Below are 24,399 nucleotides of genomic sequence, written 5' to 3'. Positions count from 1 at the left end.
ACTGGCCCCACTGGAGAGCGCAATGCGCATTGCGGTATTTGATACCAAACGTTATGACCGCAGCGGCCTCGAGGAGGCTGCCGGCAAATTTGGTTACGAACTGACCTTTTTTGAAGACCGACTTAACCACAATACCGTTCCGCTGGTGGCGGGCCATGACGTCGTTTGCCCATTTGTAAACGATCGGCTTGATCGCGCCGTGCTCGAGCAAATGGCAAAGCTGGATGTGCGTCATGTTGCCTTGCGTTGCGCCGGTTTCAACGGTGTGGACATTGTCGCTGCGGCGGAACTGGGTATCGCCGTGACGCGCGTGCCGGCTTATTCACCGGAAGCCGTAGCCGAACATGTGTTTGCACTGTTGCTCACCCTGGTGCGCAAAACCCACCGCGCTTACCAGCGCGTGCGTGAAGGCAACTTTTCGCTGGACGGGCTGGTCGGTTTCAATCTGCATGGCCGTACCTTTGGTGTGATTGGCGCGGGCAAGATTGGTGTGGCAGCGATGAACATCGCCAAGGGCTTTGGCTGCCGCGTGCTGGCCTATGATCGCTACCCCTCGGCCGAACGGGCCGCGCAGATCGGTTGCGAGTTTGTGGACATTGATACTTTGCTGGCGCAATCGGACATCATCTCTTTGCATGCGCCGCTGACCGCAGAAACGCATCATCTGATCAATGCCACCGCGCTGGCCAAAATGAAGCATGGCTCGGTCATTATCAATACCAGCCGGGGTGGGCTGATTGATACCAAGGCCTTGATCAAGTCCCTCAAAACCGGGCAACTGGCGGGCGTGGGGCTGGATGTGTACGAGTATGAAGAAGGCGTGTTCTTTGAAGACCTGTCGCACCAGGCGCTCAAGGACGACATGCTGGCACGGCTGACCACCTTCCCGAACGTCATGATCACCTCCCACCAGGGGTTCCTGACCGATGAGGCGCTGGCCGCCATTGCCCATACCGTCATGGAAAACATTGCTGATTATCAAAATGGACAGCCGCTGGTGAATGCAGTAAAACCCGGTGCATGAGCTCACCCCACCGGTTTTCGCGCTGGCTTCCGCTGATTCCCGGGCTGCTGGCCGGCGTGTTTACGCTGGCGTTTGCAGCCTGGCTGCTGCAATCACGCGATGAAGCCTCCAGTCAACGTTCCACCTTGCTGGAACAGGATTTGCTGTGGCAAAAGCAGGCCATTGAGCAGCAGATTACCTTTGACGTGCAGTCGCTTAACGGGCTGGCTGCCACGCTCAATGTCACCGACGTCAATACCGCCATCTTTGAGGCACGTGTCCAGTCCCTGATCCAGACCAGCCCGGAAATCGCCAGTTTCTCGGTGCAGGATGGCAAAGGCACCGTGCTATGGCATGCCGCCACACAGAACAACTGGTCCGTGCCGTATGAAGGGCGGGGCGGCTGGAGCGATATCAACACCTCGCACGGTGAACCCAAAGTGACCTACGCTGTGCTCACGCCCGATCGCAAGCGTTACGTGGTCGCGGTGTTTGCGCTGGATACGCTGTTGCAACAGCAGGTGCCGTGGTGGATTGCCCAGCGCTACCAGATCTCGTTGCTGGATGCGCAAGACCACCCACTCGCGGCCAAGTTTCAGCGGCAGCTCGATACCACCGGGCTGTCGCACACCATTTTGCTGACCGCGCCGCCGCTGGCGCTCAAGCTCAAGGGCGACCTGTATGCAGGTTCGGTCACCGCGACGGGCGACATCCTGCCAGCCTTGATGCTGGTGCTGGCCATTGCCATGCTGGCCTCTACCGCGGCGCTCAATCGCATGATCCGGGTGCGCGCACAAGCGGAAGAACGGCTCAAGGCGGAGGTGGCGTTCCGCCATGCCGTAGATACTTCGCTGGTGTCGGGCATGATCGCGTTTGATCGGCGCGGGCGCATCATTTACACCAACCGTGCCTTTGGCGAGATGGTGGGTTACAGCGCACAAGAACTGCGTGAAGTACGCCCGCCCATGCCGTACTGGCCGCCCGAAGAAATCGAACGCTGCCAGGCCACCTACGACGCCATCATTGCCGGCCACAACGAGCCGGCCGGTTTTATGGTGCGGCTGATGCGGCGTAACGGCGAGCGCTTTGATGTACGTATCCACGCCTCACGCCTTGTGGATGGCGATGGCAATCATATTGGCTGGATGGGCTCGCTGCACGACGTGACGGAAATCCGCCGCGAACGCGAAGCCTTGCAAGCCTCGCACGAGCGCTTTGTGGCGGTCCTGAACGGGCTGGATGCCGCCGTGGCCGTCACCGATGCCGAAACCGGCGAACTGTTGATGTCCAACCTGCAGTTTGACCGGGCGTTCCAGCTGCCCGATCTGCGCGGTCGCTGCTGCATTGTGCCGCTGGTGTTGCGGCGGGCGGAGCCACCGGTGGACGCCGAGTGGTACGACACCTATCGGGATCACTGGTATCAGGTAAAAAGCCGGCAAAGCACATGGGTAGATGGCTCAGCCGTATGGCTGGAAATTGCCTCGGATATCACCGCGCTCAAATCGGGCGCTGAACGTGAACGCCAGCAGACCGAAGCCCTGCAACAAACGGGCCGCCTGATCAGCATGGGCGAAATGGCTTCCAGCCTTGCTCATGAACTCAATCAACCGCTGGGCGCGATTGCCAGTTATGTCTCTGGTTGCCGCAATTTGCTGGGCAGCCCGGAACCCAACTTGCCGCAACTGGGGCAGGCGCTGGATAAAATGGGTGAACAAGCCAAGCGCGCCGGTCATATCATTCGCGGTATCCGCGAGTTTGTGCAGCGCCGTGCCCCGCGCCGGCAGCGCTGTGATATCAATACGCTGCTGGATACGGTGCTCGGTTTGCTGGGGCATGAAATTGTCCGGCGCGGTGTGGAAATCAGTATTGCCCAGCACGAAGGCATGCCACCGATTTTTGCCGATGCGGTAATGCTGGAACAAGTCCTGTTCAACCTGATCAAAAACGCGCTGGAAGCCATGGATACTACGCCCCAGGACAAACGCACGCTGGCCATTGGTCTGTTGCGGGATGAAGGCGTACTGCGGGTAACTATTTCTGACCGTGGCACGGGGATTTCGCCGGCCCAGCGAGAGCAACTGTTCAAGCCGTTTTACTCAACCAAAGATACGGGTATGGGCATCGGCCTGAACATCTGCCGCTCCATCATCGAACATCATCACGGCCGCATGTGGGTGGAAGAAAATCCTGGCGGTGGCACACGTTTCATCTTTACGGTACCTTTTCCCGGCGTTGAAGAAGTCATCGCCGAACAGGAAATGTAGTCGAAAAACGAATACTACTTTTTTGCCCGGCCCAAACGCGATATAAAGGCGCTCTCTTCGCCACGCGTAATACAGACTCAAGGAGCTCCACCATGAAAGCCAACAACTTCGGCCGCATTGCTATCGTTGATGATGACGACGCATTGCGTGACGCGCTGGCCTGGCTTTTTTCCACGCGTGACCATGAAGTCCAGGCCTTTGCTTCGGCGGAGTCTTTCCTCGCTGACTACGCCCCGGAGCGCTTCAGTTGCCTGATCCTGGATGTGCGCATGCCAGGGATGAGCGGTACAGAACTGTTTGAACGCCTGAAAGAATACGCCTATACGCCACCCGTGATCTTTTTGACCGGCCATGGTGATGTCCCCATGGCGGTGGCCGCACTCAAAGGCGGAGCGGCAGATTTTGTCGAGAAACCGTTCAGCGATAACGAAATCGTCGATCTGGTTGAAAACTGCCTGCAGGCCGATACCCTGCGTCGCAATCAGTGGCAGGCCAAACACGCTGTGGAAATCCGTCTTTCCACCCTGACCCCGCGTGAGCGTGAGGTGATGAAACTCATCCTGACCGGGCGCTTGAACAAGCAGATTGCGGATGATCTCTCCATCAGCATGAAGACGGTGGAAGTTCACCGCGCCCGCATTCTGGAAAAAATGCACGTCAAAACCGCCATGGAACTGGCCGCGCTCTTGCGTGACGCGCAGATCAATACGCAGGAAGCAGAGTAAACTGACGAACTGGCCGGCCAACGCCGGCCAGTTCGTCTGACTACACCACAAGCGCATGAACCAGCCCCTGACAATCCCCCTGAAAAAAGCCGGCAAGGCCAAAGTGCCTTTGCTGATGGTGGTTTCTCCTGCCAAAACCCTGGATTACACCTCGGATCTGCCGACCGACCGTCATAGCAAGCCCAAGCACCTGGCGCAGGCGGCGCCGCTGGTAGAGATCCTCAAGGCCATGACCCCGCTCCAGATCAGCCAGTTGATGGATATCTCGGACGACCTGGCCGTACTCAACGCCGGCCGTTTTCAATCCTGGCGTACGCCTTTCACGCGCAAGAACGCACGGCCGGCCGTATTTGCGTTTAAAGGTGATGTGTATGAGGGGCTGGACGCCGGCACGCTGGACGATGCCGCACATGATTATCTGGAACGCCATCTGCGCATTCTCTCTGGTTTGTATGGCATCTTGCGGCCCTTTGACCTGATCCAGCCGTATCGGCTGGAAATGGGCCGCCCGCTGACCAATCCACAAGGCAAGAATCTCTATGCCTGGTGGGGCACAACCCAGACCGACAGTATCAATGCCGACAAGCCCGCCGTGCTGGTCAATCTGGCCTCGGACGAATACTTCAAGTCCGTCAAACCCAAAGCGCTCAACTGCCCGGTGATCACCCCTGTGTTTGAGGATTACAAGAACGGCCAGTACAAAATCATCAGCTTCTTCGCCAAACGGGCGAGGGGACTGATGGCTCGCTACGCCGCGCAAAATGCCATTACTGACCCGGAGCAACTCAAGGGCTTTGATCTGGATGGTTACGCGTATGCGGCGCAAGAAAGTGACGCCATGCGGTGGGTGTTCCGGCGACGGCTGGCAGACTGACCTTGAGGATGAGGCCGATCTGAAAAAGAAAACCCGACCGCAATACGGTCGGGTTTTTTCTTGTCACGAGCGCCGTTATAACTTGCGCAAATACCAACTGGCGCGGGGCGGATTGTCTGTGCTGTTGCCGGCAGGCGTGACCGAGAGCAAGGCAAATTGCCAACGCGCCCCGGTTTTATCGACCAGAATTACCGGCTGGCCGGGCACGACCAGTCTCCCGGCATCATCCTGATCTTGCAAGGTGACGCGATCGCCTTGAATCAGCAAGCGCCAAGTGTTGAGTAGACGGCTACCGCTCTGGCCGTTCTGGATGAGCGATAACCACGGCGCGGACTCATTCGGCCTGGAAAAATGCAGAAAGGTCGCTGAACCGCCGGGGTTGGGCGCCATTTGCAAAGTCACCGTTTGCTTGCCCAGCCGGGTAGGCAGGCCTGCCGGCCAGCCGGCCACAGAGACAGCGCGTTGCAGCGTGAACTGCAACTCTCCGTGGCGATTGACCGCAGGGAGTGTCAGCGTGGCCGACTGTTGCTGCTTGGACTGCCCGGTGATCTGTAAAGTCGCAGGTACGTCAGTGGCCCAGGTCGGACCTGCTGTCAGTAACAATGCGAGTGCCCATGGACGCAGCTGCATCAGTGCCCCCTGTTCTCAATGGCGTTGCAAGCGCGCGCGCACTGCCGCGGACAACGGTTCTTCCGCGAGCACCGGCATACGGGTATTCAAGACCGGATCATAGGGCGCGGTCTGCGTGCTGCTGGTGCTAGCTGAACGCAGGCTGATGCCCGCGTAGTGGCTGAGCGGATACCGGGCAAAAGACAGCGTCAGGTTATTCCAGTCGTTGTAGTCCGTCATGTTTGTGTCGTAGGAGGAATCTGCGCCGCCATCGACGATGTGGACAGATTCCGGGGCCGTGGTGAGCGCACCAGAGAGATCCCAGTCACCGAACGCACCCGCTGCGATTGTACGGCCAACCACATTGCCCTCAATCAGCGCGGATTCCGACATGGCGGCACTGGTCCCGTTGGAGTAATCCAGATTAAACGTGGTGGTTGCCGGGCCATTGCTCATGTTGTCTGGCATGAAGTCGTTGTTTGCAATACCCGGCACGATGGCCGTGCTGGGGGCTTGCTGCAAATCCCACTGATAATAGTAATAGCGCTCGTTGATTTCAGACATGGTGTGGCCGGCGGGAATAGCGCCACTGGAGTCCGGCACGCCATTGAGCTGGTACATATAATTCATGACGCTCAGATGATTGGGTTTGTAGTTGGTATTTTCATTGCCACCATGCAACAGACCCAGCGTATGTCCCATCTCATGCATGATGGTGGCCGCCTGATAATTGACGACGCTGTTGAGATCCGCAGCCGTGCCTGTGGATAGATTCCAGTTGCCCAGCGTCACCAGGAAATTGGGCCCCAGAATTTCTGCGACACCGGAAGATCCACCAAACCGGGCGGGGTTGGTCTGGCTATAGCCCAGCAACATGTAGCGGAAAATACTGGCGCGTCGATAATCAAACGTCGCCGCCTTGATCGTGTAGATATCAGAACATCCCGCATCGGTCTCTACACCCGGGGTGGTTGGATTGACATCCACGCACGAGACAAACGGATGCAGATTGCTGACCGTACCGCTCAAGTTGTAGGCGCTGGTGTTGAATCCGCTCGAAAACAGATTGCCAGCGTCAAAGTGCAGATAAATATTATGCGGCAGGAACGCGGCCACCACGTTATCCAGCGCGCGCTTTTGCAGGATGATCCCTGCGTCGTTGTGGGTGCTGTGATCCATGTAATCCACCTGCACAAAGAGGTCGCGCTGTCCGGGGCGTGCGCCCATGCTGTAGAGGTTGATCCCGTTGAAGGTGTTGCCGGAAATTTTGGCCGAATCCGGAATGCCATCGTTATCGCTATCGGTCACGCCTGCCGGCACATCATTGGGGCCGCCGGGCGTCGCGAAATTGACATAGGTCCAGTCCGCCGCGCTATGGGTTTGTTTGAACGCAGACTCCAGCCGCACGATCGAGGCGTTCATGGCGTAGGGGCCGGTAAACGGGGTCGTGATCGTGGTGATGCTGTTCATGGCCGGTACCGGCGCACCTACCCAGGCACCCGAGGTCAACGGGGTGGTGTTATCTGTGCCGAAATGAACAAAGTCGACGGTCTGGTTGTTTGATACGAGTTCTACAAAACCGTTGGCGCTGTCCCAGCTGGGGACATTGCCGGTGGCATCAGCGATATAGATGGCGTGACTGCTGTTGAGCAGGCCATTGGAAACTTTGCCGGCGACAACAATGCGGCCCCCCTGGGCCAGCGTGACGTGAGGCAGGCTAATGGTTTCGCTGCCGGCACCAACACCGGTCACGGGGTTCTGCACTAGCGCGCGGATGCCATAGTTACCCAGATCAATGGCTTTGCCACTATTGTTGACGATCTCCAGCCAGGCTGCGGTGTAGGAGTAGTGGTGATTGGCGACTTCACTGATGAACACGCCAACAGGCTTGGTGCTGTCGATCTGGGACGTCTGCGGTACCAGGGAAGGGGCGACCTGTACGTCGTTGCTGCTGGTGCTGCTGGCGCCGCTACTGCTGTCACCGCCCCCGCCACCGCATGCGGCAAGAATGAGTGCCGCGGTGGCACTGACCACCAGCGCCTGCGTTTGACTTGCGTATTTCAAGACCATTTCCCCTCGGACAAATTCAAGATCGGCGCGAAGCCGACTCTCCTGTGATTTAGGGAAAATCTTACTTTCTTGTACAGAAATAGATAAAAGAAATTTAGAGAATGATGTTGATATGTCGCTTTTGTATCGAAAGGGGATTAAAACGGTGGTCTCGCCGCAAATGGCTTATTTGCTTGATCTGGCGCCAGTCATATTTTTATATTGTTGTCGCCCTGGTGAACTTGACAGTTAGTCGGGCGCGAAAAGCATGCCTGTCCGTGTCAATTTCCAGATTTCCGCATCGAAAAATGACCGCTCAGGTTTGTGGTTTATGCCAATGGCTTACATGCTTTCAATATACTGACGATATGGCGGCAGTCATTTCGGGGAGAGGTAGCGGGTGATTGCAGGGAACGCAATCGCTCCCTCGTACAGAGGAATACGCGTGGCGGTTAGAACGCCTCATCGTGCTGGATCACGGCACGTCCCTGCGTCAGATCACGTAGTGCTTCAGTGGCCGCGGTCCGCTCACGTTGCGGCAGCTGGATGGTCAGCGTGACCCGTTCGGCATGGTCTGCCGCAATCAGGCTGGCGCTGTTCTGCCCCAGCCAGTGGCGGATGCGCGCTTCATCGGCGTAGTCGGCCTTGATGATCAGCGTCGCTTGCGCAATGCGTTCCACCAGAGTGGCTTGTTGCATGGGTTTGGCAATGGCGTCCGTATAGGCGCGCACGAGGCCGCCCGCGCCCAGTTTCACGCCGCCGTAGTAGCGCACCACCATGGCCAGTACACCATCGACGTGCTGGTGGCGCAGCACTTCCAGCATCGGCCGGCCGGCGGTGCCACCGGGTTCGCCGTCATCTGACATGCCGGATTGTCCGCCGGCCAACAATGCCCAGCACACATGCGTGGCAGTGGGGTGTGCGGCGCGCATGGCGTCGATCAGCGTCATGGCTGCTGCGCGGTCTGCTACCGGCTGCACGCTACCCAGAAATCGGCTTTTCCTGATCTCAAGTTCAACGCTGACCGGGGTGGCGAGGGTATAGGTGGGCATGGCGGCGAGGCGGGCAAAACGCCAGTTTACCGCTTACCCCTCCAGCCGTTTGGGTAATCCGTGCCGGGGTTACACCAGATTGATGGCGGGTTGGGTGGCCAGCCTGGTAAACAGGGCGCCGGCATCCGCCTGATTCAGCGGCAGCAACAGGTGCTGATTGATCAGTGTGTACAACTGCTGCGGCGTGCTGATCAGGGTTTCAGAACGCATGCCGTCCCGCAGTTCGGCCATGCGCAGGTTGTTGAAGGTGATCCGGCCGTGCCCGGTCAGCCGCAGCGCCATCAGGTTGTGCAGAAAGGGCGAGGCGGGGAAAGTAGATGAATAGTGGTTGGACATGATCCAGTCCGCCATCCAGGTGTCTTGCAGATCAAACCAGTAAAGGGTTTCCCAGTGTTCATGGCGGCGGGTTTGCATCAGAAAACCGTCACCATGGCGGTGATAACGCAGGGTGTCGAGCTGCGCAATCGGCGTGTCTTCAATCAGCGGTGCGGCATCGGTCAGGCCGCGTGCGCCAAAGCTCACGTCGCAAATCCAGCGCTGACCGTCGATCTGCACCGACAGCACCATATGCGTGCGCGGGCGTTCTTCCACAATGGCCCCGCCGGCCAGCATCTTGCCCAGATGAACATGGACCTCATAACCCAGTTCCCGCAGCAAGCGGGCAAACAAACCATTCAGTTCAAAGCAATAGCCGCCTCGCCCACGGGTCAGGACTTTGTCTGCGACCTCATCGGGGTCTAGCTGTGGCGGCCGGCCGAGCAAGACGTCCACATTGTTGAAAGGGATCCGCTGTTGATTGGCCACATGCAGGGCCCGCAAGCGGGTCAGCGGATCATCCGGCAGGGATTTCAGTTCAAGGTATTGCAGATAGCGTTCGACAAAGGTCATGTGTGCTCCAGGACAATGAATCCATCATAAGCAACCAGACGTTTGCTGCCAGTGCCATGTCACAAAAAACCCGCGGCAAGCGCGGGTTTTTGCGGGCAGTCCTGCGGGCGGATTACTTGTCCAGCAGGATGCGCAGCATGCGGCGCAACGGCTCGGCTGCGCCCCACAACAGTTGGTCACCAATCACGAATGCGCTGATGTATTCCGGGCCCATATTAAGCTTGCGCACGCGGCCAACGCCGATATCAAGCTTGCCGGTGATCGATGCCGGAGTCAGCTCTTGCTCGGTGATGCTGCGATCGTTCGGCACCCACTTTACCCACTGGTTGGTGGACTTGATCAGCGCTTCGATCTCGGACAACGGCAGGTCTTTCTTGAGCTTGATGGTCAGCGCCAGGCTGTGGCAACGCATTGCGCCAATCCGCACACACAGGCCATCAACCGGAATGGTCTGGTCGGTGCCCAGAATCTTGTTCACTTCTGCCTGACCCTTCCATTCTTCCTTGGACTGGCCGTTTTCCAGTTGCTTGTCGATCCACGGGATCAGACCGCCCGCCAGCGGGGCCGGGAAGAACTCGGTCGGGACATCATGACGGATGGCCTGGGCCACCTTGCGGTCGATATCCAGAATGGCGGAAGCCGGGTTGGCCAGTTCGTCAGCCACGGCGGAATGAATCACGCCCATGCCTTTGACCAGTTCACGCATATTGTTGGCGCCCGCGCCGGATGCGGCCTGGTAGGTCATGGAGCTGACCCATTCCACCAGGTTTTCACGGAACAGACCGCCCACGCCCATCAGCAGAATGGAGTTGGTACAGTTGCCGCCGGCAAAATTCTTGATGCCATTGGCCACGGCCTTGCGGATCAGACCATCGTTGACCGGGTCCAGAATGATGACGGCGTCGTCTTCCATACGCAGCGTGGAGGCAGCATCAATCCAGTAGCCGTTCCAGCCGGACGCGCGCAGTTTGCGGAACACGTCGTTGGTGTAATCGCCGCCCTGGCAGGAAATAATGACGTCCATCGCCGCCAGTTCGGTCAGGTTGTTGGCGTCTTTGAGTACGCCGGCATCCTTGCCGAAGTTGGGCGCCGGTTTGCCGGCTTGCGAGGTGGTGAAGAATGTCGGATCAATCAGGTCGAAATCTTTTTCTTCCTGCATACGTTGCATGAGCACAGAGCCCACCATGCCGCGCCAGCCGACCAGACCTACCTTCGTCATCATCTTTTTCCTTCCAGAAACAGTTTGCAAATCAACAGAGTGAACGACCGATATTAGAGAAATTCCCCATTGTTGACCAGAGCCGATTGGCGAGTGCACCGCAATGCAACATGAAATGGGTGAGGAGGATGCATACCCGCGACTCGTCATTTCCGCGAAGGCGGGAATCCAGGGGGCCGCCGAGGACCGGAATGACGAAGTGGTGGTGTGCGCTGGTTGCGTCGCCCAGGTCTGGATTTACACGCCGCACACCGCCCATTCCGCTACCATCCCTTGTTTAACCCCGTCCGGAAGTTTTCATGCGTGTTCTGCTCCAGCGTGTCAGCCATGCCAGCGTCGTTGTTGATCATCAGACCGCAGGTGAAATCGGTGCCGGCTTGTTATTGCTGATCGGCATTGAACCCGCTGATACGCCGGATGATCTGGCCTGGATGTGCAACAAGGTCTGTAATCTGCGCGTGTTTGAAGATGATGCGGGCGTGATGAACCGCTCTGTGCTGGAGACGGACGGCCAGATTCTGGCGGTATCCCAATTCACCCTGTTTGGTTCGTATCGCAAGGGCAATCGGCCCTCGTGGATGCGCGCGGCCAAAGGCGAAGTGGCCCGGGAACTGTTCGAGGCATTTGTGGCGAAGCTGGCAGTGCAGTTGGGCAAGTCCGTGCCGACCGGGGTCTTTGGCGCTGACATGAAAGTGAGTTTGCTCAATGACGGGCCGATAACACTCATGCTGGATTCGAAAAACCCGGAATAACACGCCCATCCGGACCCACCAGGGAACCGCTGAACAAGATGTCCTGATTTGTCCCATGCTGGTCGAATTTCGCCCTTCTTTCAGCGCAGTATGTTCCGTAAAGTGCAGCTATACCTTCACCAGGGAGCTACACCATGAAATCCGCCTTGATTGTCATTGATGTCCAGAAATCCTTTACGCAGCAGCCATTCTGGTCGGAAGAAGATCTGCCCGCGTTCCGCGAAAAGCAGCTGGCGCTGATTTCCGGATACAAAGCGCGTGGTCTGCCGGTGGTGCAGATTTTTCATCATTCCAAGGGCGCTTTTGATCCGGCCAACGGCTTGTGCGTTAGCCTGGACTGGCTGCCGGACTACGCGGATGTCTCTTTCAACAAGCACGTCCATAACGCATTGACGGACAGCGGCTTGCTGCAATGGCTCCATGACAATGAAATTGAACATGTGTCCGTGAGTGGTATCCGCACCGAACAATGCTGCGAAACCACAGCGCGGGTCGCCTCGGATCTGGGATTCAAGGTCGATTTTGTCTCCGAAGCCACGCTGACCTGGGCCATGACGCATCCGGACGGCAGCACACTGTCGGCCGCAGAGATCAAACACCGCACGGAACTGGTGCTGGCTGGTCGCTTTGCCCGCATCGCCACCGTTGCACAATCACTGGCAGGGCTGGATGAACGCACCGCCACTTGATGTCTGGCTGATTGCCACAGATGGTTTGCTGCTGCTGGACCTGGCTGGTCCGGCCGAGGCTTTGCGCCTGGCGGGAGAGGCGCACTTTCGGCTGCGCTTTGCCGGACCACAGCCGCGCGCCAACACATTGGTCGGCGCGGTACTGGCCGATCTGGCGCCGCTTCCTGAACAGATCACCGGCCCGGCGCTGGTGCTGGTCCCTGGCCACGAGCCGGGCAACGAGGGTCCGGGTAGTGAAGCGGTGGTGGGGTGGTTGCGCCGGGTCTTGCCGCAGCCGGGTGTGCAACTGGCTACTGTCTGCGCCGGCGCGCTGTACGCCGCACGCGCGGGTTTGCTGGATGGTCGCCGCTGCACCACGCACTATGCCCACGCACAGGAACTGCAAACCCTGGCACCTGCGGCAAAGGTCGAGGCAGACCGCGTGTTTGTGCAGGATGGGCCGGTGTGGACTTCCGCCGGTGTCACGGCCGGCATTGATCTGGCGCTGCAGTTGATCGCCACCCAGGTGTCACCCCAAGTGGCCGCAGATGTGGCGCGGCGGCTGGTGGTGTATTTCCGGCGTGGCGGCGATGATCCGCAACTTTCTGCCTGGTTCATGCATCGCAATCATCTGCATCCGCTGGTCCACCGCGTACAGGAAAAACTGGCGCATGACGTCGCTGCAGACTGGTCGCTGGAAGCCATGGCGGAGTTAGTCCATGTGACCCCACGCCACCTCAGCCGGTTATTCCGGGAGCACGCGCAGGTGGCGCCGGCGGAGTATCTGCGGTTGTTGCGTGTGGCCCAGGCGCAAGCACTGCTGGCCGATTCACGCTTGCCGATGGAGCGCGTCGCGGAACTGTCCGGCTTTGGCTCTGCCCGGGATTTGCGCCGTGTGCTGGCCCGGGCGCGTCAGTAATACTGGCGTCATGCCGTGGCTGCGGGCTTGACGCCTGCGGTGTCGCAGGCGTACAAATAAGCCTTCGCGCCGATTTGATCCGCCAGCTTGCGGGCGCGTTATAAATACTGCTAAAGCGTGCCGCGACCTGCGTCTGGCACGCAGGTTTTTTGTTTTCAGGTTTTTGTAGTTTTGCCGCGCGAAAGCGTGGCCGCGCCGAGTTAAGCGACAACTTGCGGGGCGCGCCGGAACACCATTCGGAAAATACCGCTAAAGCGTCGGCCGCACAGGATGCTCTACCGGTTTGACCGGCAGGGCGTTCGGACAGGTTCTCAGCACACCCGGTGGCCGTCGTTGGTTTTTTCAATCAACTGGAGGTCACCATGTACGACTGTATCGTTCCCGAGTTCGCCTTGTTTCAACAACGCCGCACCAAACCGCAAGCCGTGTTTGACTTGCGCCTCGAATGCCGCCGCTGGCTGCATCTGAAATCTGCAGCGGGTGCCGGGCCTGCTCCGCTCTCCAAAGCCGCTGCTGTGGCCGTGGCGCTGGGTTATCGTGCCGAGGCGCTGGAGGATGGCTCGCTGGCGGTACTCGATATCGAGCTGGAAGCGGCGCTGTTGTTGTGTCAACGCTTGCCAGAACTGATTGGCCGGTATGAAGTTCCCGCGCGCCTGATTCGTTCATAAGACGAGCCCGGTGCGACTCCGCACATAAAAACACTCAAAACACGAAGGTTTGCATGACTCTGCCGCGTATCTGGCGCGAGATCCGCGTCACTTGGCATCTGGCATGGCCCATTATGGTGGGCCAGCTTGCTCAGGTAGGCACTGCATTTGTCGATGCGGTGATGGCGGGTCATGTCTCCGCCGGTGATCTGGCGGCGGTCTCGGTGGGGGCCTCGGTCTGGATCACCATCATTGTCACCATGATCGGCCTGTTGCTGGCATGTAGCCCGCTGGTTGCGCATGCGGTGGGTGCCAATGACCGCAAGCATATTCCGGGGTTGGTACAGCAGGCGTTCTATCAAGCCGCGTTCTTTACCCTGATCGGGTGGGCGGTGGTTTGGCTGGCCATGCCCATCTTCAATCATCTGGGCCTTACGCCGGATGTGGCGGATAAAGCCCGGCGCTTTCTGGCGGCGGTTTCGTTCGGATTGCCTGCGTTTGCTTTTTTCCGCGTCTGTTACAGCTACTCGGCCAGCCTGAATAGCACCAAGCCGTTGATGATCATTGCCTTGACCGGTCTGGCGCTCAATGTGCCGGTGAACTACGTGCTGATCTACGGGCACCTTGGTTTTCCCGCGCTGGGCGGTGTGGGCTGCGGTTATGCCACGGCGTTCTGTTTGTGGGCCAGTGCTCTGATGATGGCGGTGTGGCTGAAAATCTCGCCGGTGTATCGAGATACGTATCCGTTGCGGCATTGGGCGCGTATCGATTGGCAGCGGCAGTTTGAATTGCTCAAGCTTGGCGTACCGATGGGGCTGATGTTTTTTGTGGAAGTCAGCGCGTTTGCCGGCATCGCCTTGTTGATTGCGCGCCTTGGTACGGTGCCGGTTGCTGCGCACCAGATTGCGTTGAACTTTGCCTCGGTCTTGTTCCAGGTGCCGGCCGCCATTGGCACCGCCCTCACCGTGCGTGTGGGGCAGGCGTTAGGCGCGGGCAAGCCGCAGGATGCCCGTTTTATTGGCTGGGCCGGCTTCAAGATGGGGCTGGCGGCAGCGGTGGCTTCCGCGCTGTTCACCGGCTTTGGCCACTACTGGGTCGCGTCCTGGTATAGCGAAGATACACAGGTGCTGGCGCTGGCGGCGGTACTGCTCATTTATGCTGCCGTGTTCCAGTTGTTTGATGCCACCCAGGTCATTGCCGCCGGTATTTTGCGCGGTTACAAGGTCACACGCACACCCATGATCATTCACCTGACCGCGTTCTGGGTGGTGGGTTTGCCGCTGGGTTATGCCATGACCTTTGGCGCAGGCGATCTGATTGCCAAGCGTGGTGTCATTGGTTACTGGGAGGCCCTGGTGGTGGCGCTGGGATTTACGGCCTGTCTGCTGACCTGGCAGTTTGTGCGCGTCAGTCACCGCGCATTGCAGGCTCAACCGCCGCGTTGATCAGGCGTCGTCGCCCCAGCGCCGCATCAACTGATGCGGCACGTCCAGTTGGTCCAGAATCCGGGCCACGACAAAATCGACCAGATCGTCGATGGATTTCGGATGATGGTAAAAGCCTGGATTGGGCGGTAGGATCACCACGCCCAGCCGCGCCAGCTTGAGCATGTTTTCCAGATGCAGGGCAGAGAACGGCGCCTCACGCGGCACCAGCACCAGCTTCTTGCCTTCCTTGATCATCACATCTGCCGCGCGTTCCAGCAGATTGTCAGACACGCCGGCGGCAATGGCGGCCAGCGCGCCCATGGTGCATGGGCAGACCACCATGCCATCACCCGGATTAGAACCCGACGCCATCGGCGCAAACCATTCTTGTTGCCCAAATACCTTGAGCGGCGCATCCGCTGGCAACTTGAAGTGCTCGCGCAGCCAGTCCGCAAACTCGGCGGCCCGGCCCGGCCAGGTGTAGCCCAGTTCCTGGCGCGCGACGATCTGCGCGGCCTGCGTGTACAGCACATGCACCTGGCAGCCTGCGGCCAACAGGCATTCAATCAGCCGCATGCCATAAGGCAGGCCGGATGCACCGGTCAGGCCAACGGTAATGGTTTTCATGGTGTGGGGTGTTCCTTCAAGAGGCGGGCACAGATCAGGCCATTGGCAAGGCCAAAGACCAGCGCCGCGCCAAAAAATACGGGAGCCAGGCGGATTAATCCGTTATCGGGGATCAGCCATAAACGTGCCAGCCCAAGTTGGCCGGCAATGTGTGCAAAAGCGGCAATGAGTGAGAGGCTGACCGGCCCGAACCAGCGGCGTTGCAAATATTGCGCGGCCGCCAGGGCCGCCAGGCTGACGATGCCACCACACAGGCTCAAGGCAAACCCGGGGGACAGAAAACCACCCAGCACCAACGCACCGCCAAAGATCCGCAACAGCGACACCCATGCCGCATCGCGCCAGCCATGCCGCCACAACACCAGCAGCGTAACGATGTTGGCAATGCCCGGTTTTACCCCAGGTAGCGGCGAGGGAAAGCCCGCTTCCACCACGCCCAGCATGATCGCCAGCGCGGCATAGCGGGCAATGCGCAGGTCATCGACGCCGGCGGTGACGACGCGATCAGTAGCTGAGGCTGTCATAGGCCCGGGCGCGGCTGCCGGTCAGTTCAATACTGGTGCGATTGGGCAGGCAGATCGCGGTCTGTCCGGTCTCGGTCAACCAGCCAGCCTTGACGCAATACTGGCGCGGGCTGGGATCGGCGGCAATGCGCGCGCGGCCCTGGGCGATTTCCACCGTGGTATCACCCAGCGGGCCGGGCACCTGCATGGTGCGATGGGCCATCAGATCAAGCTCGGCAAACAGTTTGCCGGACTGATAAATGCGCACATGCGTGGCGGCGTCGGTATTCCAGGCCAGCCACGCCAGCAGGGCCACCAGCGTTGCTCCCAGCGCGGCGGTGAGCCAGTCGCCGGGCTGCAACAGCCGCCATTCAGTTTTTGACATGGGGCTCACGGTGACGGATCAACACCTGGCGTTGATTGCCAAAATGTTTTGCCAGTTGCTCGACCAGAAACACGGAACGATGCTGGCCACCGGTGCAGCCAATCGCCACCGTGACATAGTTGCGATGATCCCGGTCGAACTCGGGAATCCAGTGTTCCAGAAAGCCGATCAGATGCGTCAGGTAGCGGCCCACCGATTCCTGACGCTTCAAGTAGTCAATGACTGGCGCATCCTTGCCGGTCAGCGGGCGCAGTTCCGGGTCGTAATGGGGATTGGGCAGGCAGCGGGCATCAAACACAAAGTCGGCATCCAGCGGAATACCGTGCTTGAAGCCGAAGGATTCGAACACCAGCGTCAGCCGGGCGCGGTCCAGGCCGACAAAGTCCCGCACTGAGGCACGCAGCTGGTTGGCGCTCAGAGAGCTGGTATCAATCCGATAGGCATTGATCAGGAAGTATTCCAGCAGCTCCCGTTCCAGCGCGATGGCTTCGCTGACGGTGAGGTTTTCCCCTGCCATCGGGTGACTACGGCGCGTTTCGGAAAAGCGCTTGATCAGCACTTCGTCCGTCGCTTCAAGGAACAGCAAACGTACGTCGATCTTCAGTTCCAGCATGGCCGACAGATAGTCGGGGAAGCCGGCGAGGTTGTGCGCACTGCGTGAATCCACCGCAATCGCCACCTTGGGGTAGCCATCTTCGTCCAGCAAGGCGACTGTTTGCGGCAGGATGGGCGAGGGCAGGTTATCGATACAGAAATAGCCCAGATCTTCCAGCACCCGCAATGCAACGCTTTTCCCCGCACCCGATAAACCAGAGAGCAGGATAACTTGCTGACTCTTGTGCGCCATGCCTTATTCGCCCAGTTCCATAAAGCGCTGATGACGCTCGATAAATTCGCGCGTGGAGTCAATCCCGCGCAGTTGCAGAATATAGTTGCGTACCGCAGCCTCAACCAGTACGGCCAGGTTGCGACCTGCCGCCACCGGGATCACCAGCTTGCGAATCTGCACACCAAGGATTTCCTGCGTGGCCGCTTGCATTTGCAAGCGGTCAATCGGGGCCAGCGTTTCGCCACCGGCCTTGGCCAGATGCACGATCAGCTTGAGCGTCTTTTTGGGGCGAACGGCGGTTTCACCAAAGATGGTGCGGATATTCAACACCCCAATCCCGCGGACTTCCAGAAAATCCCGCAGCATGGGTGGACAGCGGCCTTCCAGGGTTTCCGGGTTGGTGCGATAGACCTCGACCACATCATCGGCGACCAGGCCGTGACCGCGCGAGATCAACTCCAGCGCCAGTTCGCTCTTACCCATGGACGATTCGCCGGTCAGCAGCACGCCAACTTCCAGCACATCCAGAAATACGCCGTGCAAATGGGTGGAGACAGCCAACGCTTTGGCCAGGTAATAACGCAGCACATCCATCAGATACGGCGATTGTTCTGTGGAGGTGAGCAGCGGCACGTGATGGCGTTCTGCCCCCTCACGCAGGGTATCGGGTACGGGCTGGCTGTTGGCGACGATCATCAGTGCCATTTCATTGGCAAACAGTCGCTCTACCGAGTCTTTTTGGGCCTCGGGCGAGAGCCCAAGGAAATAATTGACTTCAGCGATCCCCAGCACTTGCACGCGGTTGGGGTGGATGAAGTTAAGGTGACCGACCAGTGCCAGGCGGGGCTTTTGCTCGGCAGCATCGTTGGTCAGCAGGTTGTTGGCGCCGGATTGGCCAGCGACCCAGGTCAGCCTGAGTTTTTCCGCATTATCGATGAATAACTGTCTAACGGTAATCTGCGGCATAAGGTTCCCAGGTGGAAATCAGCTTAAAGGCCGCGTCCACATCGCTGGCCGTTGCAAGTTGGTCGCGCACGGTCTTGTCTGAAAACAGTTGCGCCAGTTCAGACAGGATTTGCAAATGCAGATCGGTGGCGGCGGCAGGCACCAGCAGCACAAACACCAGACTGACCGGCTTGCCGTCCGGCGCGTCAAAAGGCACCGGGTTTTTCAGGCGAATAAACGCGCCGCTGGCTTCTTTCAGGCCCTTGATGCGCCCATGCGGAATGGCCACGCCCTGACCCAAACCGGTGGAACCCAGTTTTTCACGGGCGAACAGGCTGTCAAAGATGACGCTGCGCGCGATCGCGTGGCTATTCTCGAACAGCATGCCTACCTGTTCGAATACCCGCTTTTTGCTGCCGACGTCCATATCAAGAAAGACGTTATTGGCAGGCAGGATTCTGGAAATCAGACTCATTGTCGGGCCGGCTCTCTGACCTGATTGGGGGCGGCGATACTTGCCGCGCTGCACCATTGACGAATCCCGGCGAGCGCATTCATGCGATCGTCGGTCCGGTTTGCATTTTCAACTGTACCCATTGTACCGCTGCAATGGCATAAACAAAAACGGGAACCCGTTTTCAGGGTTCCCGTTTGTGGTATCAAGATGCTGGTTTATATCGAAAAAGTTACTCTTCTTCTTCGACCGTTTGCTGGTGTTTGATGGCGTCGCCACGGTGATCCATCAAGCACTCTTTGTGTTTGACGATCTGCCGGTCCAGTTTATCGACAAGGAGATCTATGGCGGCGTACATGTCCTTATCGACTGCCTCAACATGAATGTCCTTGCCGCGCACACGCACGGTGACATCCGCTTTCTGCTGTAACTTCTCGACAGAAAGAATGGCGCTGACGTCTACTACCTGGTCAAAGTGGCGCACTATCCGGTCCAGCTTGCTCGTCAGGTACTGACGTAAAGCCGGGGTCACTTCAACGTGATGTCCGCTGATGTTGAGGTTCATGGCATTCTCCTTCTGGTTGAGCCATTAAAACCAGGGGCGGCTGATGCAACCCAGCTGGCTGGATTGTTTCCAGCCGCTCCAGGCCAAGCAAATTACAGATTTTTGCGCAAGTTAACGGGTGGAACGTTCATCCCCTCCCTGTATTTGGCAACGGTTCGTCGCGCAACCACGATCCCTTGCCCGGATAAAGCGTCGGCGATGGCGCTGTCAGACAGCGGCCGGGTCTTGTCTTCGGTCTGGATCATCTGGCGTATCAACGCCTTGATGGCGGTGGCAGAGCATTCGCCACCGGCTTCGGTATCCACGTGGCTGCCAAAGAAGTATTTGAACTCCAGCAGGCCACGCGGGCTGGTCATGTATTTCTGGGTGGTGACCCGTGAGACGGTGGATTCGTGCAGATCCAGTTCCAGGGCAATGTCGCGCAGCACCAGTGGCCGCATGGCTACTTCGCCATGCTCGAAGAACGCGCGCTGGCGTTCCACGATGGCCTGGGCCACACGCAAGATGGTCTCGAAGCGCTGTTGCACACTCTTGACCAGCCATTTGGCTTCCTGCAGTTCGCGCGCCAGCACACCACCCTCGCTGCGTTGCAGGATATCTGCGTACACCTGATTGATACGCAACCGCGGCATCGCGGCTGGATTGAGTCTCACCTGCCATTGCCCCTTGATCTTTTGCACCAGCACGTCAGGTACAACGTAGCGTGGTGTCAATGCCGCCCATTGTGCTGCCGGGCGCGGATTCAGACTGGTGATCACGTTTTGCGCAGCTTTCAGGGCTGCGTCGTCACATTTCAGTAACCTTTTCAACTTAGTGTAATCACGCCCCGCCAATAAATCGAGATGCTGTCCGACGATTTGTCGTGCCAATTGGCAAGCGGGGGTCGATTCAAGCTGTTTCAACTGCAGCGATAGCGCCTCAGCGGTATTGCGTGCGCCCACGCCCAGCGGGTCAAACTGCTTGAGGCGGGCCAGTGCTACGGCCAGATCATCTGTCTCAAGCTCTAATAGAGAGACGATCTCGGCGGGGATTTGTTCCAGTAATTCTTCCAGCGAATATGGTAAAAATCCCTCATCGTCCACTGCGTCGATCATGAACGCCAGTGCAGCATGGTCGCGCTCGGGCAGACGCAGTACGCCGGCCTGATCCAGCAAATGCTCGCGCAGCGTCAGTTCCCTTGCCACTTGCGTGGCCGGGTCGAAATCGTCGTCGTCATCACTATTGCGTGAACCGCCACTTCCCCACTCCATGTCACCGCCGCCGGTGTCATAGCTGTCGTCGGAGGGGGTGCTTTCGGTTTCGCCGCTGGGGCTGTCTGTGGTTTCTGAACTGCTACCGGCACTGTCTTGTTCAAGCAACGGGTTTTCCAGCAGGTAGCGTTCGATCTCGGTCTGGAAGTCCAGCGTAGAAAGCTGCAACAGCTTGATCGACTGTTGCAGTTGGGGCGTCAGGTTCAGTTGCTGCGACAGTCGCAGTTGCAGGGATTGCTTCATGCGGCGGTTCTGGACAGGGGCGGGGCGGTGGGCATGTGTGGGGTTACATCCGGAAGTGTTCGCCCAGGTACACTTTGCGTACCTGTTCGTTGGCAATGATTTCAGCGGGATGGCCCGATGCCATGACTGCCCCTTCGGAGATGATGTAAGCGCGATCGCAAATACCCAGGGTTTCCCGCACGTTGTGATCGGTAATCAGTACGCCAATGCCGCGGTCGCGCAGATAAGCAATGATGCGCTGGATATCCATCACGGCGATCGGGTCGACACCGGCAAAGGGTTCATCCAGCAAAATGAAGCGCGGATCGGCGGCCAGGGCGCGGGCGATTTCGGCCCGGCGGCGCTCACCACCAGACAAGCTCATGGCCCCGCTGTCGCGCAGGTGCGCAATGTGCAGTTCATGCAACAGCTCTTCCAGGCGCTCGGCGCGACGCGCGGCGTTCTTTTCCCGCAGTTCCAGCACGGCCAGAATGTTCTGCGCCACGGTCATCTTGCGGAAGATGGAGGCTTCCTGCGGCAGATAGCCCAGACCCAACTGCGCACGCTCATGCATGGGCAGACGGCTGATGTCGCGGCCGTTGAGACTGATTTCACCGCCATCCGCCGCGACCATACCCACGATCATATAAAAGCTGGTGGTCTTGCCAGCCCCGTTGGGACCAAGCAGCCCGACTACTTCACCAGCATCGACACGGATGGAGACATCACGTACCACGGTACGTTTGCGATAGCGCTTCATCAGCCCCGTGGCATTCAGGGAGGCGGTCAGGGGCTGCGTCATGGGGCCGTTGGGGGTCTGATTGGCGCTCATTGTTTCTCGCTTGTGGTATCGCTGGCCACTGCAGGGGCCGGCTTGGCGGCCGGGCCGCTGGCGGCGGGTTTCTTGGGCACAATGGTCACATTGACCCGGCCGGCGCCGGTTTTGTTACTGGTGGCGGAGTACTGGTCGTTATTGAGGTTGTAGGTGATCACGTCACCAAAGACCTCGTTCTGGCCTTTGCGTACCCAAGCCTTGTTGGTCAGTACCAGCAAACCGGTTTTCTGGTTGTAGTCGTAGTGCAGGGACTCGGCATCGACCCACTCGCCATCGTCAGCCTGCTGGCGGAACTTGACCGGGCGGCCGTCGCCCTGGGAGTACTGCATGCCGTCGGCGTCCTGGTGCACGGTCAGTTTGTCTGAACGCAGGGTCATGGAGCCCTGGGTGACGATCACATTGCCGGTGTACACGCCCGTATTGGCTTTCTGGTCATACGTGGCCGAGTCAGCTTCCACCTTCAGCGGCTTCTCTCGGTCGGCGGTTGCCGCAAACGCGACACCCAGTGCCAGCGCCAGGCTGGCGAAAAGAACGCTATTTGCTGCTGCGCTGCGCAGGGACATAAAGAGTGCTCGCTTTGGATTTGAGTAGAAGGGTCTGATCGTTGATATCGGCCTGAAAGCCCACGCCCGTGGCGTGATACAGGCCCATGTCGGCAATGACGGGCGCGTCGGACCAGGCCAGACCCGGTTTGGGTTGATACCAGACTTCACGCCCATGCACGACCATCTGGGCGTGTTGTGCGTCTGCCTGACGGGTGACGGTGACGGGATCTGGCGCCCAGAATTTGTCGCCACGGTTGATCGACTGGATCCGGGTGGTGACCAGATCGACACGCGGTTGATCTGGCAGGGTAGAGGCCAGGTGCGGGTTGTCAAACCAGGCGGAATCGTTTTCTTCGTAATGACTGGCTTTGTCCGCATCCAGTCGCTGATAAGGCTGACCCTTTTCGTTAAAGCGCACGGTGTGTGTGTGCTCGGCGATCAGATTGGGCTCATTGGAGAGGCGTTTGTCGTCCAGCGCGGGCAGGGTGGCAGCCGTGTTCAGGCCCCAGACCAGAATGGCGAGGAAAATAATCAATACCAGCGGCAGAAGTCGTGAAGACAAGCGGTTCACAAATCGTCCTTAGCGAAGATACCAGGCCATGATGCCATCCAGCGTACCCTGGGATTGCATAATGGTTTCGCAGGCTTCGCGGACGGCACCGTGGCCGGCGCGGGCTACGGTAACCAGATGGGCGTTGTCCCGCACGATCTGGGGCGCATCGGGCACGGAGATCGCAAAGGCGACGCGACGCATCACCGGCAGGTCGATCACATCGTCGCCCATATAACCGCATTGTTCCTGCGTCAGACCTGTGGCGGCGAGCAACTCTGCAAAGGTGGCCAGCTTGTCGCTGGCACCCTGATACAAGAGGTCGATATTCAGATTACGGGCGCGGTGCTCCACCAGTCTGGATTTGCGACCGGTAATGATCGCCACCTTCACGCCGCTGTCTTGCAGCATGCGGATACCATGGCCGTCGAGCGCGTTGAAGGCTTTGAGTTCTTCACCAGCATCGGTGTAGTACAGGCTGCCGTCGGTCATGACGCCATCTACGTCAAAAATCATCAGGCGCACGGCTGTTGCGGCTTGGGAATTCATTGTTTGTCCTGTTTCTGGCCCGTCAGACCACGCGGGCGCGCAGCAGATCGTGCATGTTCAAGGCGCCGGCCAGCTTGCCACCTTCGGTGACCAGCAGGGCGCCGATTCGGCGTTCTTCCATAATGCGGACAGCTTCCGCTGCCAGTTTGCCCGCTTCTATGGTGATGGGGTTGGGTGTCATGACTTCAAGTACGCGGGTGTGATGTACATCTACCCCGCGATCCAGCGCCCGGCGCAAATCGCCATCTGTAAAAATGCCGGCAAGCGCGTTGTTCTGGTCCATGACCGCCGTCATTCCCAAGCCTTTCCGGCTGATTTCCATCAATGCGTCACGCAAGGGCGTATCCAGATGAACGGTGGGCAGATCGTCGCCCTGGCGCATCACATCACTGACACGGATCAGCAGACGCCGGCCCAGACTGCCGCCCGGATGCGAATGGGCAAAGTCTTCGGCGCTGAAATCACGTTCTTCCAGCATGGCCACGGCCAGGGCATCGCCCAGCGCCAACGCCACCGTAGTGCTGGCGGTCGGGGCCAGGTTGAGCGGGCAGGCCTCTTGCTCAACCGCGCTATCCAGCCAGACGTGCGCCTCCCGGGCCAGGGTGGATTTGCTGTTGCCAGTCATGGCAATCAACGGCACGCCAATGCGTTTCAGGCTGGGCAGTATCGTCAGCAGTTCATCCGACTCACCCGAGTAAGACAGAGCCAGCACCACATCTTGCGGCGTAATCATGCCAAGGTCGCCATGTGCCGCTTCTGCCGGGTGCAGGAACAACGCCGGAGAGCCGGTACTGGACATGGTCGCGGCAATCTTGCGGGCCACATGGCCGGATTTGCCCATGCCGGTGACCACAATGCGGCCGGTGCAGGCCAGCATCAGGGCGCAAGCTTCGCTAAAAGGCGCGTCCAGTCGCTGGGCAATGTTCTCGATCGCGGTGGCTTCGATAGACAGCACGTGCCGGGCCCGATCCAGAAAACGAGTGGTATCTCTAGAGGTCATGGAGAACAAGTATAAAAGACCGGGCATGAAAACTGCTAGCGACG

At 58.9% G+C, this 24,399-nt stretch carries 27 protein-coding genes and 1 riboswitch; of the genes, 9 read left to right on the top strand and 18 right to left on the bottom strand.

The window, feature by feature from the left end; all coding sequences use genetic code 11:
* The first annotated feature begins 22 nt into the window (after window positions 1-22).
* From HNQ50_RS18755 to yaaA, 4 genes are all read left to right on the top strand, one after another.
* A complete protein-coding gene (locus tag HNQ50_RS18755) occupies window positions 23-1,024 on the top strand; it encodes a 2-hydroxyacid dehydrogenase (RefSeq protein WP_184102747.1) in 1,002 nt (333 codons plus the stop codon).
* Entirely contained in the window at window positions 1,021-3,267 is a 2,247-nt protein-coding gene (locus tag HNQ50_RS18750; protein WP_184102746.1) for a PAS domain-containing sensor histidine kinase, read from the top strand. Before HNQ50_RS18755 ends, HNQ50_RS18750 begins: the two co-directional genes overlap by 4 nt.
* Window positions 3,268-3,359: 92 nt before the next feature.
* Window positions 3,360-3,992, top strand: a complete 633-nt coding sequence (locus HNQ50_RS18745) for a response regulator transcription factor (RefSeq protein WP_184102745.1) — start codon at window positions 3,360-3,362, stop codon at window positions 3,990-3,992.
* A 109-nt stretch (window positions 3,993-4,101) separates the two neighbouring features.
* Entirely contained in the window at window positions 4,102-4,866 is a 765-nt protein-coding gene (gene yaaA, locus HNQ50_RS18740) for a peroxide stress protein YaaA (RefSeq protein WP_184102831.1), read from the top strand.
* A gap of 75 nt (window positions 4,867-4,941) precedes the next feature.
* On the opposite strand, the gene HNQ50_RS18735 is transcribed toward yaaA, so the two are convergent.
* From HNQ50_RS18735 to asd, 5 genes are all read right to left on the bottom strand, one after another.
* Window positions 4,942-5,496, bottom strand: coding sequence for a hypothetical protein (locus HNQ50_RS18735; protein WP_184102744.1), 555 nt, complete (start codon window positions 5,494-5,496; stop codon window positions 4,942-4,944).
* A 15-nt stretch (window positions 5,497-5,511) separates the two neighbouring features.
* Window positions 5,512-7,539, bottom strand: a complete 2,028-nt coding sequence (locus HNQ50_RS18730; RefSeq protein WP_184102743.1) for a hypothetical protein — start codon at window positions 7,537-7,539, stop codon at window positions 5,512-5,514.
* A 437-nt stretch (window positions 7,540-7,976) separates the two neighbouring features.
* On the bottom strand, window positions 7,977-8,576 hold the full coding sequence (locus HNQ50_RS18725; RefSeq protein WP_184102742.1) for an IMPACT family protein: 600 nt from the start codon (window positions 8,574-8,576) through the stop codon (window positions 7,977-7,979).
* Window positions 8,577-8,645: 69 nt separating this feature from the next.
* Window positions 8,646-9,464, bottom strand: a complete 819-nt coding sequence (locus HNQ50_RS18720) for an arylamine N-acetyltransferase family protein (RefSeq protein ID WP_184102741.1) — start codon at window positions 9,462-9,464, stop codon at window positions 8,646-8,648.
* Window positions 9,465-9,576: 112 nt separating this feature from the next.
* Entirely contained in the window at window positions 9,577-10,683 is a 1,107-nt protein-coding gene (gene asd / locus HNQ50_RS18715; protein WP_184102830.1) for an aspartate-semialdehyde dehydrogenase, read from the bottom strand.
* 299 nt (window positions 10,684-10,982) lie between these two features.
* On the opposite strand from asd, the gene dtd reads away from it, so the two are divergent.
* The 5 genes from dtd to HNQ50_RS18690 all read left to right on the top strand — a co-directional run bounded on the left by dtd (window position 10,983) and on the right by HNQ50_RS18690 (window position 15,114).
* Complete coding sequence (gene dtd / locus HNQ50_RS18710) at window positions 10,983-11,435, top strand: D-aminoacyl-tRNA deacylase (RefSeq protein WP_184102740.1); 453 nt, start codon at window positions 10,983-10,985, stop codon at window positions 11,433-11,435.
* A 134-nt stretch (window positions 11,436-11,569) separates the two neighbouring features.
* Window positions 11,570-12,124 carry an isochorismatase family protein gene (locus HNQ50_RS18705; protein ID WP_184102739.1) on the top strand — a complete coding sequence of 185 codons (555 nt, stop codon included), beginning with the start codon at window positions 11,570-11,572 and terminating at the stop codon, window positions 12,122-12,124.
* Window positions 12,105-13,022, top strand: coding sequence for a GlxA family transcriptional regulator (locus HNQ50_RS18700; protein WP_184102738.1), 918 nt, complete (start codon window positions 12,105-12,107; stop codon window positions 13,020-13,022). Before HNQ50_RS18705 ends, HNQ50_RS18700 begins: the two co-directional genes overlap by 20 nt.
* 56 nt (window positions 13,023-13,078) lie before the next feature.
* Window positions 13,079-13,158, top strand: a riboswitch (SAM riboswitch).
* 226 nt (window positions 13,159-13,384) lie between these two features.
* Entirely contained in the window at window positions 13,385-13,690 is a 306-nt protein-coding gene (locus tag HNQ50_RS18695; protein ID WP_184102737.1) for a hypothetical protein, read from the top strand.
* 53 nt (window positions 13,691-13,743) lie between these two features.
* Entirely contained in the window at window positions 13,744-15,114 is a 1,371-nt protein-coding gene (locus HNQ50_RS18690) for an MATE family efflux transporter (protein WP_184102736.1), read from the top strand.
* Here HNQ50_RS18690 and HNQ50_RS18685 read toward each other — a convergent pair whose 3' ends face one another.
* From HNQ50_RS18685 to HNQ50_RS18625, 13 genes are all read right to left on the bottom strand, one after another.
* Window positions 15,115-15,723: a flavin prenyltransferase UbiX gene (locus HNQ50_RS18685; protein WP_184102735.1), complete on the bottom strand. Its 609-nt coding sequence runs from the start codon at window positions 15,721-15,723 to the stop codon at window positions 15,115-15,117.
* Window positions 15,720-16,247, bottom strand: coding sequence for a Gx transporter family protein (locus tag HNQ50_RS18680; protein ID WP_184102734.1), 528 nt, complete (start codon window positions 16,245-16,247; stop codon window positions 15,720-15,722). Before HNQ50_RS18680 ends, HNQ50_RS18685 begins: the two co-directional genes overlap by 4 nt.
* The gene (locus HNQ50_RS18675) at window positions 16,228-16,611 is read right to left on the bottom strand and encodes a NusG domain II-containing protein (protein ID WP_184102733.1); all 384 of its coding nucleotides are present in this window, start codon (window positions 16,609-16,611) and stop codon (window positions 16,228-16,230) included. The genes HNQ50_RS18680 and HNQ50_RS18675 overlap by 20 nt, the downstream gene beginning before the upstream one ends.
* On the bottom strand, window positions 16,598-17,458 hold the full coding sequence (gene rapZ, locus HNQ50_RS18670; protein WP_184102732.1) for an RNase adapter RapZ: 861 nt from the start codon (window positions 17,456-17,458) through the stop codon (window positions 16,598-16,600). The genes HNQ50_RS18675 and rapZ overlap by 14 nt, the downstream gene beginning before the upstream one ends.
* A 3-nt stretch (window positions 17,459-17,461) precedes the next feature.
* The gene (hprK, locus tag HNQ50_RS18665; RefSeq protein WP_184102731.1) at window positions 17,462-18,406 is read right to left on the bottom strand and encodes an HPr(Ser) kinase/phosphatase; all 945 of its coding nucleotides are present in this window, start codon (window positions 18,404-18,406) and stop codon (window positions 17,462-17,464) included.
* Entirely contained in the window at window positions 18,387-18,860 is a 474-nt protein-coding gene (ptsN, locus tag HNQ50_RS18660; RefSeq protein WP_184102730.1) for a PTS IIA-like nitrogen regulatory protein PtsN, read from the bottom strand. Before ptsN ends, hprK begins: the two co-directional genes overlap by 20 nt.
* A gap of 211 nt (window positions 18,861-19,071) precedes the next feature.
* Window positions 19,072-19,404 carry a ribosome hibernation-promoting factor, HPF/YfiA family gene (gene hpf, locus HNQ50_RS18655; RefSeq protein ID WP_184102729.1) on the bottom strand — a complete coding sequence of 111 codons (333 nt, stop codon included), beginning with the start codon at window positions 19,402-19,404 and terminating at the stop codon, window positions 19,072-19,074.
* 92 nt (window positions 19,405-19,496) lie between these two features.
* Complete coding sequence (locus tag HNQ50_RS18650) at window positions 19,497-20,897, bottom strand: RNA polymerase factor sigma-54 (protein ID WP_184102728.1); 1,401 nt, start codon at window positions 20,895-20,897, stop codon at window positions 19,497-19,499.
* 43 nt (window positions 20,898-20,940) lie between these two features.
* Window positions 20,941-21,678, bottom strand: coding sequence for an LPS export ABC transporter ATP-binding protein (lptB, locus tag HNQ50_RS18645; RefSeq protein WP_184102829.1), 738 nt, complete (start codon window positions 21,676-21,678; stop codon window positions 20,941-20,943).
* 26 nt (window positions 21,679-21,704) lie between these two features.
* On the bottom strand, window positions 21,705-22,274 hold the full coding sequence (gene lptA, locus HNQ50_RS18640) for a lipopolysaccharide transport periplasmic protein LptA (RefSeq protein ID WP_184102727.1): 570 nt from the start codon (window positions 22,272-22,274) through the stop codon (window positions 21,705-21,707).
* Window positions 22,246-22,818 carry an LPS export ABC transporter periplasmic protein LptC gene (lptC, locus tag HNQ50_RS18635; protein WP_184102726.1) on the bottom strand — a complete coding sequence of 191 codons (573 nt, stop codon included), beginning with the start codon at window positions 22,816-22,818 and terminating at the stop codon, window positions 22,246-22,248. The genes lptA and lptC overlap by 29 nt, the downstream gene beginning before the upstream one ends.
* A gap of 18 nt (window positions 22,819-22,836) precedes the next feature.
* On the bottom strand, window positions 22,837-23,355 hold the full coding sequence (locus tag HNQ50_RS18630; protein WP_184102725.1) for a KdsC family phosphatase: 519 nt from the start codon (window positions 23,353-23,355) through the stop codon (window positions 22,837-22,839).
* 22 nt (window positions 23,356-23,377) lie between these two features.
* On the bottom strand, window positions 23,378-24,355 hold the full coding sequence (locus tag HNQ50_RS18625) for a KpsF/GutQ family sugar-phosphate isomerase (RefSeq protein ID WP_184102724.1): 978 nt from the start codon (window positions 24,353-24,355) through the stop codon (window positions 23,378-23,380).
* Window positions 24,356-24,399 lie beyond the last annotated feature (44 nt).

It is taken from the genome of Silvimonas terrae, from assembly GCF_014202765.1.
In the GTDB taxonomy this organism is placed as follows: Bacteria; Pseudomonadota; Gammaproteobacteria; order Burkholderiales; family Chitinibacteraceae; genus Silvimonas; species Silvimonas terrae.
This window is presented reverse-complemented; position numbering and strand designations above follow the sequence as displayed.